Here is a 15,594-nt window from a genome sequence, read left to right on the forward strand (position 1 = left end):
AGAGGAAGTATGAATTATTCACAGCAATTTCAGCAGGGCCACCTGGTCCTGCCTTCTGCCTTACTATTTCATTTTAAGGATGTATTTCCCTCATCACAGACTTTTTTGGTTTGGCAGTTTTTCTATTTTCAAAATACCAGTAAATTAGAAACCCTTGCCCCAAGCGACATCGCTCAGGCCATTGGGGCTACGGTGGCCGAGGTGAATCGGGCCATTGAACAGTTGCAGGATTCAGGCTTGCTGGAGATGAAAACCATTATCTTAGATGGTGAGATTGAGATGATTTTTGATGCAGCTCCAGCCCTGGAAAAGCTGGATGGTTTATTTGCTGCGCCTAAGGAATCTGCTGTGGAGATTCTTGCTCCTGCTAATGATTTGAAGACCATTGTGGGTGATTTTGAGCGAGAACTTGGCCGTCTCCTGTCGCCTTTTGAGATTGAGGATTTGCAGAAGACGATTGAAGAGGACAAGACCTCCGTTGAGCTCATTCGAGCAGCCCTCAAAGAGGCCGTATTCAACAATAAGACCAACTGGAAATATATTCAAGCTATTCTGCGCAACTGGCGTCGGGAGGGAATTACCACCGTCGCTCAAGTAGAGGCAAAAAATGCAGAAAGAGATTTGCCATCGCCCAAGAATGTCACTGCATCCAGCGATTTTCTGGCGGCCATGGATCTCTGGAAAGAGTAAAATGGAAACAAAATTATCAAAACGGCTGGAAACAGTCGCATCTTTCGTGCCAACCGGAGCACGCTTAGTCGATGTAGGGAGTGATCATGCTTATCTCCCTCTTTTTTTGGTGGAGCAGGGCAGGATTGACTTCGCCGTGGCAGGAGAAGTGGTCCAGGGCCCCTATCAGTCTGCCCTTCAAAACGTTGAGCAGGCGGGACAGACGGACAGGATTTTGGTTCGTTTGGCCAATGGGCTGGCGGCCGTAGAAGCTGTTGACCAGATTACTGCTGTGACTATCGCAGGCATGGGCGGTAGGCTCATCGCCGACATCTTGGAGGCCGGTCAGGATAAGTTAGCAGGCGTTGAGCGATTGGTTTTGCAGCCCAACAACCGTGAAGATGATGTCCGTCGTTGGCTGGTCGCCCATGATTTTCAGCTTGTTGCGGAGGAAATCTTGGAAGAAAATGACAAACTCTATGAAATCCTAGTAGCGGAGCCAGGAAAGATGAGCTTGTCTGCAACAGAAGAGCGATTTGGACCTTATTTGTTGGAGCAGCAGTCAGCTGTCTTTGTTAATAAGTGGTTGAAGGAGCTGGATAAGCTCACTTATGCCCTGGAACAAGTGCCCCTGGAAAGACAGGATGACCGCTCTGCCATTTCCCAAAAAATCAATCACATCAAGGAGGTTTTGCATGTTAGCTAGTCAACTCATCGCGCGTTATCAAGCATTTTGTCCGCCCCATCTAGCCATGGAAGGGGATGTCAGCGGTCTGCAAATCGGGACGCTGAAAAAGGATATCAAGCGGGTCATGGTGACCCTGGATATTCGTGAAACGACAGTGGCAGAGGCCATTGACAAGCAGGTGGATTTGATTATTGTCAAGCATGCCCCTATTTTCCGTCCGATTAAGGATTTGGTGGCGGATAAGCTGGAAAATCAGATTTATCTGAATTTGATTAAGCACGATATTGCGGTCTATGTCAGCCACACGGACATTGATGTGGTCGAGGGTGGTCTGAATGACTGGTTCTGTGAACTCTTGGGGATAGAGGAGACAACCGTTCTTCATGAGACTATTGAAGGTCACGGGATTGGTCGTGTGGGCACCATAGCAGAGCAGACCTTGGAGGAGCTGGCAGTGAAGGTTAAGTCCGTCTTTGGTCTGGATGCGGTTCGCCTGGTTACCTATGGTCATCAAGCCCAGCAATATATTAGTCGAGTGGCTATTTGTGGCGGTAGTGGTGGTTCATTCTATCAGGATGCGATTGCGAAGGATGCGGATGTCTATATCACTGGTGATATTTACTATCATACTGGTCAGGACATGCTGACCCAGGGCCTTTTGGCCATTGACCCAGGTCATCACATTGAGGTGCTCTTTATTAAGAAAATCGCTGATTTGCTAGAGAACTGGAAGGCTGAAAACGGCTGGGATGTGGAAATCTTGCCTTCAACCGTGTCGACCAATCCCTTTCGACATTTGTAAAAATTATGCTTGGCACCCTAGTGGTGCTTTTTTTAACCAAAATAGAAAGATACCAGTGAGCAAGGGTCAGGTTGAAGGCAGTGGCAACAACCTTTGCTCTATTTTCGGTTCCAAAACTTATCCAAACTATCTGAGCTTGCAATTCTTCTGAATTTGGGGTATGCTAGAGGAACTTAAGATATTGATTTAGAAAGTTGGTTCTTCTATGACCTGGTTTATGGAACAATCAGTTGTTGTACAGGCCTTGTTGGGAGGGCTCTTTACCTGGTCCTGTACTATTTTAGGGTCAGCGGTTGTTTTTTTCTTTAAAACGATTAGTCGGAGGCTCTTGGATACCATGTTGGGCTTCGCAGCTGGAGTGATGATTGCGGCCTCGTTTTGGTCTCTCTTAGCTCCTTCGATTAGCTATGCGGAGGAGACCTATGGCGCCTGGGCTTGGGTGCCTGCAGCTCTTGGTTTTGCTTTTGGAGGCATCTTTTTACGCTTGGTCGATGCTCTGGTGCCACATTTGCACCTGGGGCACGACAAATCTCAGGCCGAAGGTGGGGGTGAGGAGGACAGGAAAAATCTGTCTAAAACAGCTCTGCTATTTTTGGCCATAACCATCCACAATATCCCTGAAGGGCTGGCGGTCGGGGTAACCTTTGGTGCTCTAGCATCGAACTTTAGTCCTGCTGCCCTTGCAGGTGCTATTGGGTTAGCAGTCGGTATCGGTCTGCAAAATATTCCTGAGGGAGCAGCCCTGGCCATCCCTATTCGGACAGACGGTGCGACTCGAAGTAAGGCCTTTTTCTGGGGGTCCATGTCAGCCATTGTTGAGCCTATTGCTGCTGTGATTGGAGCGGTGGCGGTGACCTACATGACACCGATTTTACCCTATGCCCTATCTTTTGCGGCCGGTGCTATGATTTTCGTCGTGGTCGAGGAGCTCATTCCGGAGTCCCAGACTAATGGAAATACGGATATTGCAACGCTGGGCCTCATGGCTGGTTTCATCATCATGATGATTCTGGACGTGGCTCTTGGATAAACTTGAAAGTCTCTTCGGAGGCTTTTTCCTTATGACAAAAACGCTGAAAATATGGTATAATGGACTGATATTATATGCAGGAAGGTAAGACTATGAAAGGTATTATTTTAGCCGGTGGTTCAGGCACTCGCCTCTATCCGCTGACGCGTGCAGCTTCCAAACAGCTCATGCCCATTTACGACAAACCTATGATTTACTACCCGTTGTCAACCTTGATGTTGGCTGGGATTAAGGAGATTTTAGTCATTTCCACGCCGCAGGATCTTCCACGCTTCAAGGATATGTTGGGTGACGGTTCTGAGCTGGGTATTTCTTTGGAATATGCAGAGCAGCCAAGTCCAGATGGACTTGCGCAAGCCTTTATCATCGGTGAAGAATTTATCGGCAATGACAATGTTGCCCTGATTCTCGGTGACAACATTTATCACGGAAATGGCCTGACCAAGATGCTCCAACGGGCAGCCAGCAAGGAAAAAGGTGCGACAGTCTTTGGATATCAAGTCAAGGACCCAGAACGCTTTGGAGTGGTAGAATTTGACGCAGACATGAACGCCATTTCTATCGAAGAAAAACCAGAGGTTCCCAAATCAAACTTTGCGGTTACTGGACTCTACTTCTATGACAATGATGTTGTGGAAATCGCGAAAAATATTAAACCATCACCTCGTGGCGAGTTGGAAATCACAGATGTCAACAAAGCTTACTTAGACCGTGGCGACTTGTCTGTGGAACTCATGGGACGCGGATTTGCCTGGTTGGATACAGGTACGCATGAAAGCCTCTTGGAAGCTGCACAGTACATTGAAACGGTTCAACGCTTGCAAAACGTTCAAGTGGCTAATTTGGAAGAAATTGCTTATCGCATGGGCTATATCACTAAAGAACAAGTATATGAATTGGCACAACCACTTAAGAAAAATGAATACGGACAATACTTGCTCCGTTTGATTGGAGAAGCCTAATGACAGAAAACTTTTTCGGTAAAACACTAGCCGCTCGCCCAGTCGATGCCATTCCAGGAATGATGGAATTTGACATTCCAGTTCACGGTGACAACCGTGGCTGGTTCAAGGAGAACTTCCAAAAGGAAAAAATGTTGCCACTTGGCTTCCCAGAAAGCTTCTTCGTTGAAGGGAAATTGCAGAATAATGTTTCTTTCTCCCGCAAAAACGTTCTTCGTGGTCTTCACGCAGAGCCTTGGGATAAATACATTTCAGTAGCAGACGGCGGTAAGGTTTTGGGAACCTGGGTCGATCTACGTGAAGGAGAGACCTTCGGTAATACCTACCAAACCGTTATCGATGCTTCAAAAGGTATCTTCGTTCCGCGCGGAGTGGCCAACGGTTTCCAAGTCTTGTCAGATTTCGTGGCTTACAGCTACTTGGTTAACGACTACTGGGCTTTGGAGCTTAAGCCTAAGTATGCCTTCGTCAACTACGCTGACCCTAGCCTCGACATCCAGTGGGAAAACCTCGAAGAAGCAGAAGTTTCAGAAGCAGATGAAAACCACCCACTCCTCAAGGACGTCAAGCCTTTGAGAAAAGAGGACCTCTAATGTTTCAAGCCTTTTTGGAAATAGCAGAGCAGTTAAATAAGTTAGGAATCACTCCCTTGTTAATGGGCTCAGTTGGTTTGGAAAGACAGACAGGACGAGATTGGCAGGCAAGGGACCTTGATATTCATGTGCCCAGTGACCCACGGGGATGGGAAGCGCCAGACGAGGAGCGGATTTATCAGGCGGACGCCTTGATTTCTATGATGAACCAACTAGGCTATGTCCTGGTTGACCGTCATGAACATGAATTTCATAAAGATGGCTTATCTGTTGAATTTGGAGGTCTACATTCACTGCCTGAATTTGCTGGTGTAGAGCTAGAAGATTTGGAAGAACTAGAAACAGCAGGTGTTCGCTACTACCTACCGACACTTGAACAATACCTGAAAATCTACCAAGCCTCTTCAAAAGATTCCTACCGTGCAGAAAATAACAATCAGAAAGACTTTGCTAAGATTGCTTACTTGAAGGAAGTATTGAAGTAGTCTGGTAATGCAAGAGGGCGAGCATTGCGAGCCAATAGCGATAGTTTCCGCCGTAGTGAGAATACATAATCTTGCAGGGGAAATTTTGAAACCTTAGGTCCAAAATTTAGCCATGAAACTGAAGGGTTGCTGGCGTCCCCACTACCTAAGGAAACTATCAAAAAAAGAAAAAAACTTTTCGGAGAAAAAAATGTCTCAATTTAAACATATTATCGTAACTGGTGGAGCTGGTTTCATTGGCTCAAACTTTGTGCACTACGTTTACAATAACCATCCAGACGTCCATGTGACTGTCTTGGATAAATTGACTTATGCTGGAAACAAGGCCAACTTGGAAGCTATTCTTGGTGACCGTGTGGAGCTTGTTGTTGGCGACATTGCAGATGCTGAATTGGTTGACAAATTGGCTGCTAAGGCAGATGCTATTGTTCACTATGCGGCAGAAAGCCACAACGACAACTCTCTCAACGATCCGAGCCCATTTATCCATACCAACTTTATCGGTACTTACACATTGCTTGAAGCGGCTCGTAAATACGACATCCGTTTCCATCATGTATCAACAGATGAAGTTTACGGCGATCTTCCTTTGCGTGAAGACTTGCCAGGTCATGGAGAAGGTCCAGGTGAGAAATTCACTGCGGAAACCAACTACAACCCATCATCACCTTACTCATCAACCAAGGCTGCTTCAGACTTGATTGTCAAAGCATGGGTGCGTTCTTTTGGCGTCAAAGCAACCATTTCAAACTGTTCAAACAACTACGGTCCTTACCAACACATCGAGAAATTTATCCCACGTCAAATTACCAATATCTTGGCAGGTATCAAGCCAAAATTGTACGGTGAAGGTAAAAACGTCCGTGACTGGATTCATACCAACGACCACTCGACTGGTGTTTGGGCAATCTTGACAAAAGGCCGTATGGGTGAAACTTACCTGATTGGTGCTGACGGTGAGAAGAACAACAAAGAAGTGCTTGAATTGATTCTTGAAAAAATGGGTCAACCAAAAGATGCTTACGATCACGTGACTGACCGTGCAGGACACGATTTACGCTATGCTATTGACGCAAGCAAACTTCGTGATGAGCTTGGCTGGACACCGCAGTTTACCAACTTCTCTGAAGGTTTGGAAGAAACAATCCAGTGGTACACAGATAACCAAGACTGGTGGAAGGCTGAAAAAGAAGCTGTTGAAGCCAACTATGCTAAGACACAGGAAGTTATTAAATAAAAAACAGAAGGCTAGGGCTTTTGCCCAAGCCTTTCTTGAAACGAGGAGCAAACATGATTTTAATTACAGGTGCAAATGGTCAGTTGGGTACAGAATTGCGTTATCTCTTGGATGAACGTGGTGTCGAGTACGTTGCCGCTGATGTAGCAGAAATGGACATCACAGATGCAGAGAAAGTAGATGCCTTCTTTGCAGAGGTCAAGCCAAGCGTTGTTTACCACTGTGCAGCCTACACAGCTGTTGATTTGGCAGAAGATGAGGGCAAGGAGCTCAACTACAAGATTAACGTAACGGGCTCTGAAAATATTGCCAAGGCTGCAGCCAAATACGGTGCAACCCTTGTCTATATCTCAACAGACTATGTCTTCAACGGTGAGTTGCCAGTCGGTCAAGAATGGCAAGTAGATGATCAACCAGATCCTCAATCTGAATACGGTCGTACCAAGCGTTTGGGTGAAGAAGCAGTTGAGAAATTTGCAGACAAGTTCTACACAGTGCGTACGGCTTGGGTCTTTGGTAACTATGGCAAAAACTTTGTTTTCACTATGCAAAATCTTGCTCAAACTCGAGACACATTAACAGTAGTCAATGACCAGCATGGGCGTCCAACCTGGACACGGACCTTGGCAGAATTTATGGTACATTTGGTGGAAACCAAGCAAGCATTTGGCTACTATCATTTGTCAAACGATGCGGTAGAAGATACGACTTGGTTTGACTTTGCGACAGAGATCCTCAAGAATACCAACACTAAGGTATTACCAGTGGACTCTAGCCAGTTCCCAGCCAAGGCTAAGCGTCCTTTCAACTCAACCATGAGCTTGGATAAGGCAAAGGCAACAGGATTTGTCATCCCGACATGGCAAGAGGCCTTGCAGGCGTTTTATGAGCAGGAAAAAATGGGTGATAAGTAGCTAGGATAATATAATATTGGTCACGAAACCTCTACATATCCCAGGAAATATTTCTTAGCATTCATATAATTTCCCAGGTATTTTACTTGAAAAATCAAGTTCAAAGGTTTATAATAAAAATATAAAAGGAGTTAGCGCTAACTAACTCCTGCGTAAATCCGTTTAAGACTGAACAGCTCCCCGTCAAGTGGATAATGAAATAAAAAAAGATTAGGCGACGGCCTTGTTCCTCATTTCAAGAGGGGCAAGGCCGTTGTTGCGCTCTTGAAAACGTTGATGATTGTAAAAATAGCTGAATAATCCAGTTTGGCAAGAATTTCTTTGTGAGAAGTGCAGTCCACATGATCCAAAATAGTGATGTTGGGGTCTTTCGTTCCAAGTAAGTTTGTGATACTATCCTCGCTTTATTATTTCTTGGTTCGGGGATAAACGGTCATTTCCCTGACTGTTTATCTATTCCATACGATCCCTTTCTAATCTGAGTTTCGTCGCTTTTCATTATAGGTCGTATGGGACTTTTTGATACTCAAAAAGGCTCCATAATCTCTATAGGGGATTTCCCCACTACAGTCTTATAGAGCCGTTTTTTGAGTTTTTCGGTGCTTCCAACCACAAGTTATTGATCCGGTCAATCATCGAGCGGATGAAGTGGCGTAACTGATTTTATTAGTTGCTAAAATATAACCATAGAAAAAGCCACAGCTCAGCTGTGACCTTATTTCTATCCTACAAATTCTGTAATTTCTTTTTCGATATTGGCGATTTTTTCTTCAGCTTCACCTAAGGTTGCGCCAACTGTTGCGATGTAGAATTTGATTTTTGGTTCGGTACCTGATGGGCGAACGGCAAACCAGCTATCGTCTGTCAAGGTGTACTTGAGCACATCTGACGGAGGTGTTGTCAGTTCAGTTGTCGTTCCGTCAAGAGCGACAGCCTTTTGCAGAGCGAAGTCCTCGAAGAGAGCAATGTCAGTCTTGTTGAACTGCTCAGGAGCATGCTCACGGAACTTAGCCATGATAGCCTTGATTTGCTCGGCACCGTCTTTACCAGAAAGAGTAACAGATATGGTTTTCTCAGCGAAGTAACCGTATTCCTTGAAGATTTCGTCGATACCATCTGCCAAGGTCATGCCGCGAGAGCGGTAGTAGGCAGCAATCTCTGCGACCATCAGAACGGCTTGAATGGCATCCTTATCGCGCACGAATGGCTTAATCAAGTAACCAAAGCTTTCTTCAAAACCAAACATGTAAGTATGGTTGTGTTTTTCTTCAAATTCTTGGATTTTCTCAGCGATGAATTTGAAACCTGTCAAGACGTTGAACATGGTTGCGCCGTAGCTTTCAGCTATCTTAGTTACCAGTTCAGTTGACACAATCGATTTAGCAAGGGCAGCATTTGCTGGGAGGGTACCTGCTTGTTTATGCGCTTCAAGGACATACTTAGCAATGATAGCACCGATTTGGTTACCAGACAGGTTCCAGTATGAACCGTCTGCTTGACGGACTTCGACACCGACACGGTCAGCATCTGGGTCTGTTGCCAGCAATACATCTGCACCAACTTCGCGGCCAAGTTCTTCGGCAAGTGCAAAGGCAGCCTGGCTTTCTGGGTTTGGAGAGGCAACTGTTGAGAAGTCTGGGTCAGCTGTTGCTTGGCTTTCGACAACTGCCACAGACTCAAAGCCAGCTTCAGCCAAGGCACGACGAGCCAACATCTCACCAGTACCGTGAAGTGGGGTATAGACAATCTTCATGTCCTTACCATGCTCAGCAATCAAGTCTTTGTTGATATTGATAGACTTGAGCTCATCCAGGTAGAGGCGGTCTGTCTCTTCACCGAGAACCGTAATCAGACCATTAGCCTTGCTTTCTTCCAAGTCAGCCAATTCCACTGCAAATGGATTGTCAATAGCACGGATGTAGTCTGTCAAAGCAGAGGCATCTGCTGGTGGCATTTGTCCACCATCTTCGCCGTAAACCTTGTAACCATTGAATTCTTTAGGGTTGTGGCTGGCAGTCACCATGATACCTGCAACGGCATTGTAGTGGCGGACAGCAAAGGACAATTCTGGTGTTGGGCGTAGGCTTTCAAAGACGTAAGACTTGATGCCATGTGCTGCCAAGACCTGTGCGGATTCAAAGGCAAATTCTGGAGAGAAGTGGCGAGTGTCGTAAGCAATCGCTACCCCACGTTTTTTAGCTTCTTCACCTTTAGACTCGACCAATTTTGCCAAACCTTCGGTTGCTTGACGCACCACGTAGATATTGATGCGGTTGGTACCAGCACCGATATAGCCACGCATACCTGCTGTACCAAATTCAAGATTTGTATAGAAGGCATCTTCCTTGCTTTTTTCATCCATGGCCAATAAATCCTGACGAAGGTAGTCAGGCAGGTCAGCAACATCTAGCCAAGTTTGATAGGTTTCTTGATAAGACATAGGATATCTCCTTAAAAAATTTTTTCTATTAAACGCTTTCATTATACCATTTTCAAAAAAAAAAATCATGCTTTCACATGATTTTCTGAGATTTATTTTACAACTTTCTGCAAAATCGGAACAATGGCTACGGTCAATAGGGCTGAGACAATCAATTCCGTGATGGAGTTGATAGAAACGATGCCTGCTAGGACCAGTTTAATGTCGCCCTTGTAGACAGAGCCAAAGAAAATGAAAATACCGGACAGGACAAAAATGGTATTGGTCAATGTACCAGTCAGCCCCGCCATAGCCAGTCCAGGCTTATTGCTCAGCCATTTGTAGATATAATAAGGCGTAACCCCAATCAAAATTCGTGGGACAAGGGCAATCAGAATAGAGTAGAAGTTCCCGTTTTCCACCAAGGGGCTAAAGACATAGCTCATAGGCGATAAGATAATGGAATTTCGGATAATGGACATGACGCCCATGAAGCCGCCTAGCTTGGCTCCCAGCTTTGGTCCGTAGAGGATGCTAGCAATGATGACAGGGATGTGGGTAATGGTTGGCTTGACAGGAAGTACGAAACTGGCAAAAATAGCCTGGCTGATGACCTCGATAATGATCATAATGGCGATAAAAATGGCTGTCATGGCCACCTGATTGGACTGTTTATTTCTCACTTAAAATTCTACTCACTTTCTCTATGATGATGTCAACCTCAGCCAGGGCCCCAGTTCCAAAATCACCGCAGGCAAGCAGGGCCTCCCGAGGCTTGATTTCTTCATAGCCATAGCTTGTCAAGGTCTTCAGATTGTGTTGTGTGGCTGGGTGGAGGTACATATTAGTATTCATGGCAGGAGCGACCAATTTTGGCACCCCGATAGGGATGGCCAGAGCCGTCGCCGTCACCATATTGTCTGCCATACCGTTTGCCAGCTTGGCGATAGTATTGGCCGAGGTAGGGGCCACCAGGAAAAGGTCCGTTTCCTTGGCAATATCGATATGCTTGATAGAGGCAGGATTTTCCTCCAGCATGAGGTCGGTATGGACCAGATTTTTGGACAGGGCTTGAAGGGTCAAGGGCGTGATAAAGTCCATAGCAGAGCGGCTCATGAGGACTGTCACAAAGTGACCGAGTTTTGTCAGCTGGCTGGTGATGTCAGCAGCCTTGTAGGCGGAAATAGATCCTGTCACCGCAAGCGTAATTCTTGCCATAGTCTTACCCCTTTTCAACGGTATTTAAAATGAGTTGGGCGATGTCCTGCTTAGTCTCCGCAGGAATAGCCTCGGTCTGAGACACCAGGTAGCCCAGATGTTTGTCGGTAGTAATGTCCACTAGGTCGTTGGCCAGGATGTAGTCTGCTTTGTTGCGCTGGATGCTATCTCGTGCCACGGCAAATAGTTCTTCCTTGGGCACGTCGACCAGTAACTTAAAGCCAATCAACTGGATGCCTGGATTCCATTGTTTGACATGGGAGATAACTTTGGGTGTTTTTTTCAAGAAGAGCACCTGGTAGTCAGCCTTGGATGAAATCTTGGTTTCCGTATTTTTCTTCTCCAGCAGGCTGGTGATGTCCTCTGTTTCCCTAACCTCGTCCAAGCCAGTCATATAGACCGGTGTGTAGTCGGAAACGGCCATGCTGTGGATGAGGACTTGGTGGGTCTTGACAAGAGGTTCAAGAGTTTCTTTCAGGCTCTCTACATTGGTGATTTCTACAATTGTCAGATGAGGATGAGATGTTGGCTTGACAGCTTGCTTGGTTGTCACCAAAGTTACCTCGTGCCCTCTTGCCAGAGCCTGTTCGGCAATGATTTTTCCTAAGGTACCTGTTGCGTGGTTGGTGATAGCCCTGACCTGGTCAATAACTTCACTGGTTCCACCTGATGTAATGATGATTTTCATGTCCATATTGTACTAAATTTTCCATTTTTCGTAAAGTTTTCGCGACCAATAGACTATTACTAAAATGGAATCAAACTATAACTGTTATTGAATGATAGTCCGCCACAAAATCCGAATACTCTTACTATTTTTCATAAAAATGTTTCCGATTTTCCAAGGGGATGTGATATACTGGAAAAAAGATTTCGCTAAGGGGAGCTAGCATGAAAACAGACATTGAAATTGCACAGAGTGTTTCACTCAAGCCGATTACAGAGATTGTTGAGCAGGTCGGAATTGGATTTGATGACCTCGAATTATACGGAAAATACAAGGCTAAATTGTCTTTTGATAAAATCAATGCAGTCAAGGACAATGAGCTTGGCAAGTTAATTTTGGTAACAGCCATCAACCCAACTCCAGCTGGAGAAGGCAAGTCCACTGTGACTATTGGATTGGCAGATGCTCTGGCAAAAATTGGCAAGAAAACCATGATTGCCTTGCGGGAGCCATCGCTTGGACCTGTAATGGGTGTCAAGGGGGGAGCTGCTGGTGGTGGCTATGCGCAGGTTCTACCGATGGAAGATATCAATTTGCATTTCACAGGGGATATGCACGCCATTACAACAGCTAACAATGCCCTGTCTGCTCTGATTGATAATCATTTGCATCAAGGAAACGAGTTGGGCTTGGATCCGCGCCGGATTATTTGGAAACGGGTGGTAGACCTAAATGATCGCGCCCTTCGTAAGGTCACAGTTGGTCTGGGTGGACCGCTGAACGGTGTACCGCGTGAAGATGGCTTTGATATTACGGTTGCCTCTGAAATTATGGCCATTCTCTGCTTGGCGACGGACCTAGACGACCTCAAAGAACGCTTGGCAAGCATTGTCATTGGTTATCGCTATGACCGTACACCTGTTTTTGTTCGGGATTTGCAGGTGGAAGGAGCGCTGACTCTCATTCTCAAAGATGCGATTAAGCCAAATTTGGTTCAAACCATTTATGGTACGCCCGCTTTGGTTCATGGTGGTCCATTTGCCAATATTGCCCATGGTTGTAACTCAGTCCTTGCGACTACGACGGCTCTACGTTTGGCAGATTATACGGTCACAGAGGCTGGTTTTGGAGCAGATTTGGGTGCAGAGAAATTCTTGGATATTAAGACACCGAATTTGCCAAAATCGCCTGATGCCGTGGTGATTGTTGCCACGCTGAGAGCTCTGAAGATGCACGGTGGTGTCGCAAAATCAGACCTTGCGACTGAGAATGTCGAGGCTGTTAAAGCTGGCTTTGCCAATCTCAAGCGCCATGTCGAAAATATCCAGAGATACGGTATTCCAGCTGTCGTTGCCATCAATGAATTTGTATCTGATACAGCTGACGAAATCGCTGCACTCAAAGAACTGTGTGGTCAAATCGGTGTTCCTGTCGAACTTGCCAGTGTCTGGGCAGACGGTGCGGCCGGTGGAGTTGCTTTGGCTGAAACGGTAGTCGCAACCATTGAAAAACAGCAGGCCAACTACCAAGCCATTTATCAGTCTGACGATGATTTGGCAACCAAGGTCAGTAAGATTGTGACGCAGATTTACGGTGGAACGGGTGTCGTTTTTGAAAAGAAAGCCCGCAATCAATTGGCCGAATTTGCCAAGAATGGCTGGGATAAATTGCCTGTTTGTATGGCCAAGACCCAGTACAGTTTTTCAGATGATCCATTTGCGCTGGGGGCACCGACTGATTTCGATATTACTGTCCGTGAATTTGTACCAAAATTAGGTGCTGGCTTTATCGTGGCTTTGACCGGTGATGTCATGACCATGCCTGGTTTGCCAAAAGCACCTGCGGCTCTCAACATGGACGTGGCAGCAGATGGTTCAGCCTTGGGCTTGTTTTAGAAATGAGTTTATGATTAGAACCAGCCTAATTGAATAAAAATACAAAAAAGTCTCGCTGTGAGACTTTTTGAGTTTGTAGACAAAATCTCTTTTCAGACTTTCCTGAGGTGATGTCGGACGGTAGTAAACTTTCTTGTTTCTAGGTTTACTCCTCAAACAGTCCCCCAGACTGTTTGAGCTACCTACGGAATTCCATACCTAGTATTTGAGCCTAAGGTCTCAAATACTCCGAATGCCTGAAACGGACAACGTTTCAGGCATTTTCATCACAGCGGAAAGTCCTGACTTAGGGCTCGTTCCGCTCGCAAAATAAACTAAATTTTTGTTTTTTCTTAGTAGAGCTACTCAGTTTATTTATCCAGAATTTAGTTTGTCTGTATTCTGAAAAAGTCTCGCTGTGAGACTTTTTTAGATGCTGTCTAGCCTGTATAGTCCTTGCTTGCTTAGTTTGTAAACTTGATGACAGACCTCCCTCAAAAATCGCCGATCGTGCGAGACGCAGATAAGTGTCCCCTGATAATCCGATAATAATTTACGAATGTAGGGCTGTGAAATGGGTGAAAAATTGCGACTGGGCTCGTCTAGTAGTAAAACATTGGCCTTGTCCAATACCATTTTTAAGAGCAGTAATTTTGCTTGTTGCCCCCCTGATAAATCGGAAATAGCATGGTGAACCTCTTCGCGGGTGAATTGGAGACTGGCCAGGTAGGTGAGAGCAGCCTCTTGTTCCTCTTTATCCTTTTCTCCTGCTAAAAATGCGAGAGGAGTTTTGCTTAATGGCAATAAATCTGCGTAGTGCTGAGGCATGTAGCCCAGCTGTAGGTCAGACCTGGTTTGCAGATGCTGATAGAGTAACTTGATGAGGCTGGATTTTCCGACACCGTTGGCTCCGATAATGCCGACTTTTTCACCAGCCTTGACCTTCATGAAGAGATTTTTGACCAACAGGCGTTCATGGCACCACAGTTCTTCACCCTGTACGTCGATAATCTGTTTGTGAGCTGGCAACGGCTGAATGTCAGAGAAGAACAGGTGAATGGCATCTTCATGGAATGGCATTTTGGTCATGCTTTCTGCCTGTTTTTCATAGCGCTTTTCCCTAGCTAAAACAGATTTCATCTTTTTGGCTACTAGCCGTCCAGCTGTTGCATCATGGGTATTGAGCAAGGTATTCCGGACCTGAGATTTTTGGCGACGGTGTTTTTCCATGGCTTTTTCAAATTCCTTGCGGTCGTTTTGCGCTTGCTGGACCTGTTTATAGTAGGCTGCCTCGCGCTGGTCACGGTAGGCTTGATAATCTATGGTCTGAACGCTTGTTTTGGCCAGCATTTTTTTCTTTACAGATTGTAAATGCACAATTTTTGTGGCAGTTTTGGCAAGAAAATCCTCATCGTGTGAGACGTAGACAATCGTTTTGGAGCTAGTGGCAATATAGTTTTCCAACCATGAGAGCGTATCTAGGTCTAGGTCGTTTGACGGTTCGTCTAGGAAAATAATATCAGAATGCTTAGCGAGCGATTTGATGAGTTGGATTTTGAGTTTTTCTCCACCGGACAGGCTAGAAATCAATTGGTCACTGCTCAATCGGTCACTGTCAAAAGCCAGTTGTTCGGCGTAGCGATAGAGCAGTCCGAAATCAATATCCAGATCTACTTGAGAAAAGAAGTAGTCATTGAGTGTCAGCTCTGCCATTTCCAAAGGAAGAGACTGTGGGATGTAGATCGGTGCGGTGAAGTGGCGCTGAATCGTGCCACTTATCAGGAGATAGTCTGCTACCATGTCTGGATTGAGCAAGGTCTTGAGAAGGCTGGACTTGCCATTGCCTTCTTCGCCAATGATAGCCACCTTATCGCCACTATTGATGGTGAGGGTGAGGTCGGTTACGAGTGGACGCAGGTCTTTTTGGTGGTGGATTGAGAGATTTTGTGTTGTGATGAGCATAAGGCCTCCTTTTATAAGAAAAAACACACTACTTACTCAGTAGCGTGCCTGCTCAAAAAAGACCTATTTTGGGA

At 45.7% G+C, this 15,594-nt stretch carries 15 protein-coding genes; 10 read left to right on the forward strand and 5 right to left on the reverse strand.

All coding sequences use genetic code 11. The annotated features are described in order from the left end of the window. The first annotated feature begins 9 nt into the window (after positions 1-9). The 9 genes from ACVC7T_RS07765 to rfbD all read left to right on the forward strand — a co-directional run bounded on the left by ACVC7T_RS07765 (position 10) and on the right by rfbD (position 7,380). Positions 10-690 (forward strand): DnaD domain protein, encoded by a 681-nt coding sequence (locus ACVC7T_RS07765; protein WP_172023290.1) that lies wholly within the window; start codon positions 10-12, stop codon positions 688-690. 1 nt (position 691) lies between these two features. Continuing rightward, positions 692-1,375, forward strand: coding sequence for a tRNA (adenine(22)-N(1))-methyltransferase (locus tag ACVC7T_RS07770; protein WP_105160144.1), 684 nt, complete (start codon positions 692-694; stop codon positions 1,373-1,375). After that, complete coding sequence (locus ACVC7T_RS07775; protein WP_447262741.1) at positions 1,365-2,159, forward strand: Nif3-like dinuclear metal center hexameric protein; 795 nt, start codon at positions 1,365-1,367, stop codon at positions 2,157-2,159. The genes ACVC7T_RS07770 and ACVC7T_RS07775 overlap by 11 nt, the downstream gene beginning before the upstream one ends. A 205-nt stretch (positions 2,160-2,364) precedes the next feature. Then, a complete protein-coding gene (locus ACVC7T_RS07780) occupies positions 2,365-3,189 on the forward strand; it encodes a ZIP family metal transporter (protein ID WP_105122675.1) in 825 nt (274 codons plus the stop codon). 92 nt (positions 3,190-3,281) lie between these two features. Then, positions 3,282-4,151, forward strand: coding sequence for a glucose-1-phosphate thymidylyltransferase RfbA (gene rfbA, locus ACVC7T_RS07785; protein WP_447262742.1), 870 nt, complete (start codon positions 3,282-3,284; stop codon positions 4,149-4,151). Further along, positions 4,151-4,744 carry a dTDP-4-dehydrorhamnose 3,5-epimerase family protein gene (locus ACVC7T_RS07790; RefSeq protein ID WP_447262743.1) on the forward strand — a complete coding sequence of 198 codons (594 nt, stop codon included), beginning with the start codon at positions 4,151-4,153 and terminating at the stop codon, positions 4,742-4,744. The genes rfbA and ACVC7T_RS07790 overlap by 1 nt, the downstream gene beginning before the upstream one ends. Then, the gene (locus tag ACVC7T_RS07795; protein ID WP_447262744.1) at positions 4,744-5,229 is read left to right on the forward strand and encodes a phosphoribosylanthranilate isomerase; all 486 of its coding nucleotides are present in this window, start codon (positions 4,744-4,746) and stop codon (positions 5,227-5,229) included. The genes ACVC7T_RS07790 and ACVC7T_RS07795 overlap by 1 nt, the downstream gene beginning before the upstream one ends. 190 nt (positions 5,230-5,419) lie before the next feature. Next, a complete protein-coding gene (rfbB, locus tag ACVC7T_RS07800) occupies positions 5,420-6,466 on the forward strand; it encodes a dTDP-glucose 4,6-dehydratase (RefSeq protein ID WP_125266235.1) in 1,047 nt (348 codons plus the stop codon). A 53-nt stretch (positions 6,467-6,519) separates the two neighbouring features. Beyond that, complete coding sequence (gene rfbD, locus ACVC7T_RS07805) at positions 6,520-7,380, forward strand: dTDP-4-dehydrorhamnose reductase (RefSeq protein ID WP_105122680.1); 861 nt, start codon at positions 6,520-6,522, stop codon at positions 7,378-7,380. A 721-nt stretch (positions 7,381-8,101) separates the two neighbouring features. On the opposite strand, the gene ACVC7T_RS07810 is transcribed toward rfbD, so the two are convergent. The 4 genes from ACVC7T_RS07810 to ACVC7T_RS07825 form a co-directional block, all read right to left on the reverse strand. Next, positions 8,102-9,820 (reverse strand): phospho-sugar mutase, encoded by a 1,719-nt coding sequence (locus ACVC7T_RS07810; protein WP_172023101.1) that lies wholly within the window; start codon positions 9,818-9,820, stop codon positions 8,102-8,104. Between the two features lie 92 nt (positions 9,821-9,912). Then, a complete protein-coding gene (locus ACVC7T_RS07815) occupies positions 9,913-10,452 on the reverse strand; it encodes an ECF transporter S component (protein WP_257118027.1) in 540 nt (179 codons plus the stop codon). Positions 10,453-10,471: 19 nt separating this feature from the next. Continuing rightward, positions 10,472-11,017 (reverse strand): phosphopantothenoylcysteine decarboxylase, encoded by a 546-nt coding sequence (coaC, locus tag ACVC7T_RS07820; protein ID WP_125266237.1) that lies wholly within the window; start codon positions 11,015-11,017, stop codon positions 10,472-10,474. A gap of 4 nt (positions 11,018-11,021) precedes the next feature. Further along, positions 11,022-11,705 carry a phosphopantothenate--cysteine ligase gene (locus ACVC7T_RS07825; protein ID WP_172008754.1) on the reverse strand — a complete coding sequence of 228 codons (684 nt, stop codon included), beginning with the start codon at positions 11,703-11,705 and terminating at the stop codon, positions 11,022-11,024. A gap of 203 nt (positions 11,706-11,908) precedes the next feature. Between ACVC7T_RS07825 and ACVC7T_RS07830 the strand changes: the two genes are divergently transcribed. Continuing rightward, positions 11,909-13,579 carry a formate--tetrahydrofolate ligase gene (locus ACVC7T_RS07830; RefSeq protein WP_447262745.1) on the forward strand — a complete coding sequence of 557 codons (1,671 nt, stop codon included), beginning with the start codon at positions 11,909-11,911 and terminating at the stop codon, positions 13,577-13,579. Between the two features lie 408 nt (positions 13,580-13,987). Here ACVC7T_RS07830 and ACVC7T_RS07835 read toward each other — a convergent pair whose 3' ends face one another. Then, positions 13,988-15,520 (reverse strand): ATP-binding cassette domain-containing protein, encoded by a 1,533-nt coding sequence (locus ACVC7T_RS07835; protein WP_447262746.1) that lies wholly within the window; start codon positions 15,518-15,520, stop codon positions 13,988-13,990. Positions 15,521-15,594: the final 74 nt, after the last annotated feature.

The organism is Streptococcus sp. P25B114 (assembly GCF_053010325.1).

What these genes read in the sequence shown, in the direction of transcription:
- ACVC7T_RS07765 (WP_172023290.1), top strand. Translation starts at nt 10, where the DNA reads ATGAATTATTCACAGCAATTTCAGCAGGGCCACCTGGTCCTGCCTTCT.
- ACVC7T_RS07770 (WP_105160144.1), top strand. Translation starts at nt 692, where the DNA reads ATGGAAACAAAATTATCAAAACGGCTGGAAACAGTCGCATCTTTCGTG.
- ACVC7T_RS07775 (WP_447262741.1), top strand. Translation starts at nt 1,365, where the DNA reads ATGTTAGCTAGTCAACTCATCGCGCGTTATCAAGCATTTTGTCCGCCC.
- ACVC7T_RS07780 (WP_105122675.1), top strand. Translation starts at nt 2,365, where the DNA reads ATGACCTGGTTTATGGAACAATCAGTTGTTGTACAGGCCTTGTTGGGA.
- rfbA (WP_447262742.1), top strand. Translation starts at nt 3,282, where the DNA reads ATGAAAGGTATTATTTTAGCCGGTGGTTCAGGCACTCGCCTCTATCCG.
- ACVC7T_RS07790 (WP_447262743.1), top strand. Translation starts at nt 4,151, where the DNA reads ATGACAGAAAACTTTTTCGGTAAAACACTAGCCGCTCGCCCAGTCGAT.
- ACVC7T_RS07795 (WP_447262744.1), top strand. Translation starts at nt 4,744, where the DNA reads ATGTTTCAAGCCTTTTTGGAAATAGCAGAGCAGTTAAATAAGTTAGGA.
- rfbB (WP_125266235.1), top strand. Translation starts at nt 5,420, where the DNA reads ATGTCTCAATTTAAACATATTATCGTAACTGGTGGAGCTGGTTTCATT.
- rfbD (WP_105122680.1), top strand. Translation starts at nt 6,520, where the DNA reads ATGATTTTAATTACAGGTGCAAATGGTCAGTTGGGTACAGAATTGCGT.
- ACVC7T_RS07810 (WP_172023101.1), bottom strand. Translation starts at nt 9,820, where the DNA reads ATGTCTTATCAAGAAACCTATCAAACTTGGCTAGATGTTGCTGACCTG.
- ACVC7T_RS07815 (WP_257118027.1), bottom strand. Translation starts at nt 10,452, where the DNA reads ATGACAGCCATTTTTATCGCCATTATGATCATTATCGAGGTCATCAGC.
- coaC (WP_125266237.1), bottom strand. Translation starts at nt 11,017, where the DNA reads ATGGCAAGAATTACGCTTGCGGTGACAGGATCTATTTCCGCCTACAAG.
- ACVC7T_RS07825 (WP_172008754.1), bottom strand. Translation starts at nt 11,705, where the DNA reads ATGAAAATCATCATTACATCAGGTGGAACCAGTGAAGTTATTGACCAG.
- ACVC7T_RS07830 (WP_447262745.1), top strand. Translation starts at nt 11,909, where the DNA reads ATGAAAACAGACATTGAAATTGCACAGAGTGTTTCACTCAAGCCGATT.
- ACVC7T_RS07835 (WP_447262746.1), bottom strand. Translation starts at nt 15,520, where the DNA reads ATGCTCATCACAACACAAAATCTCTCAATCCACCACCAAAAAGACCTG.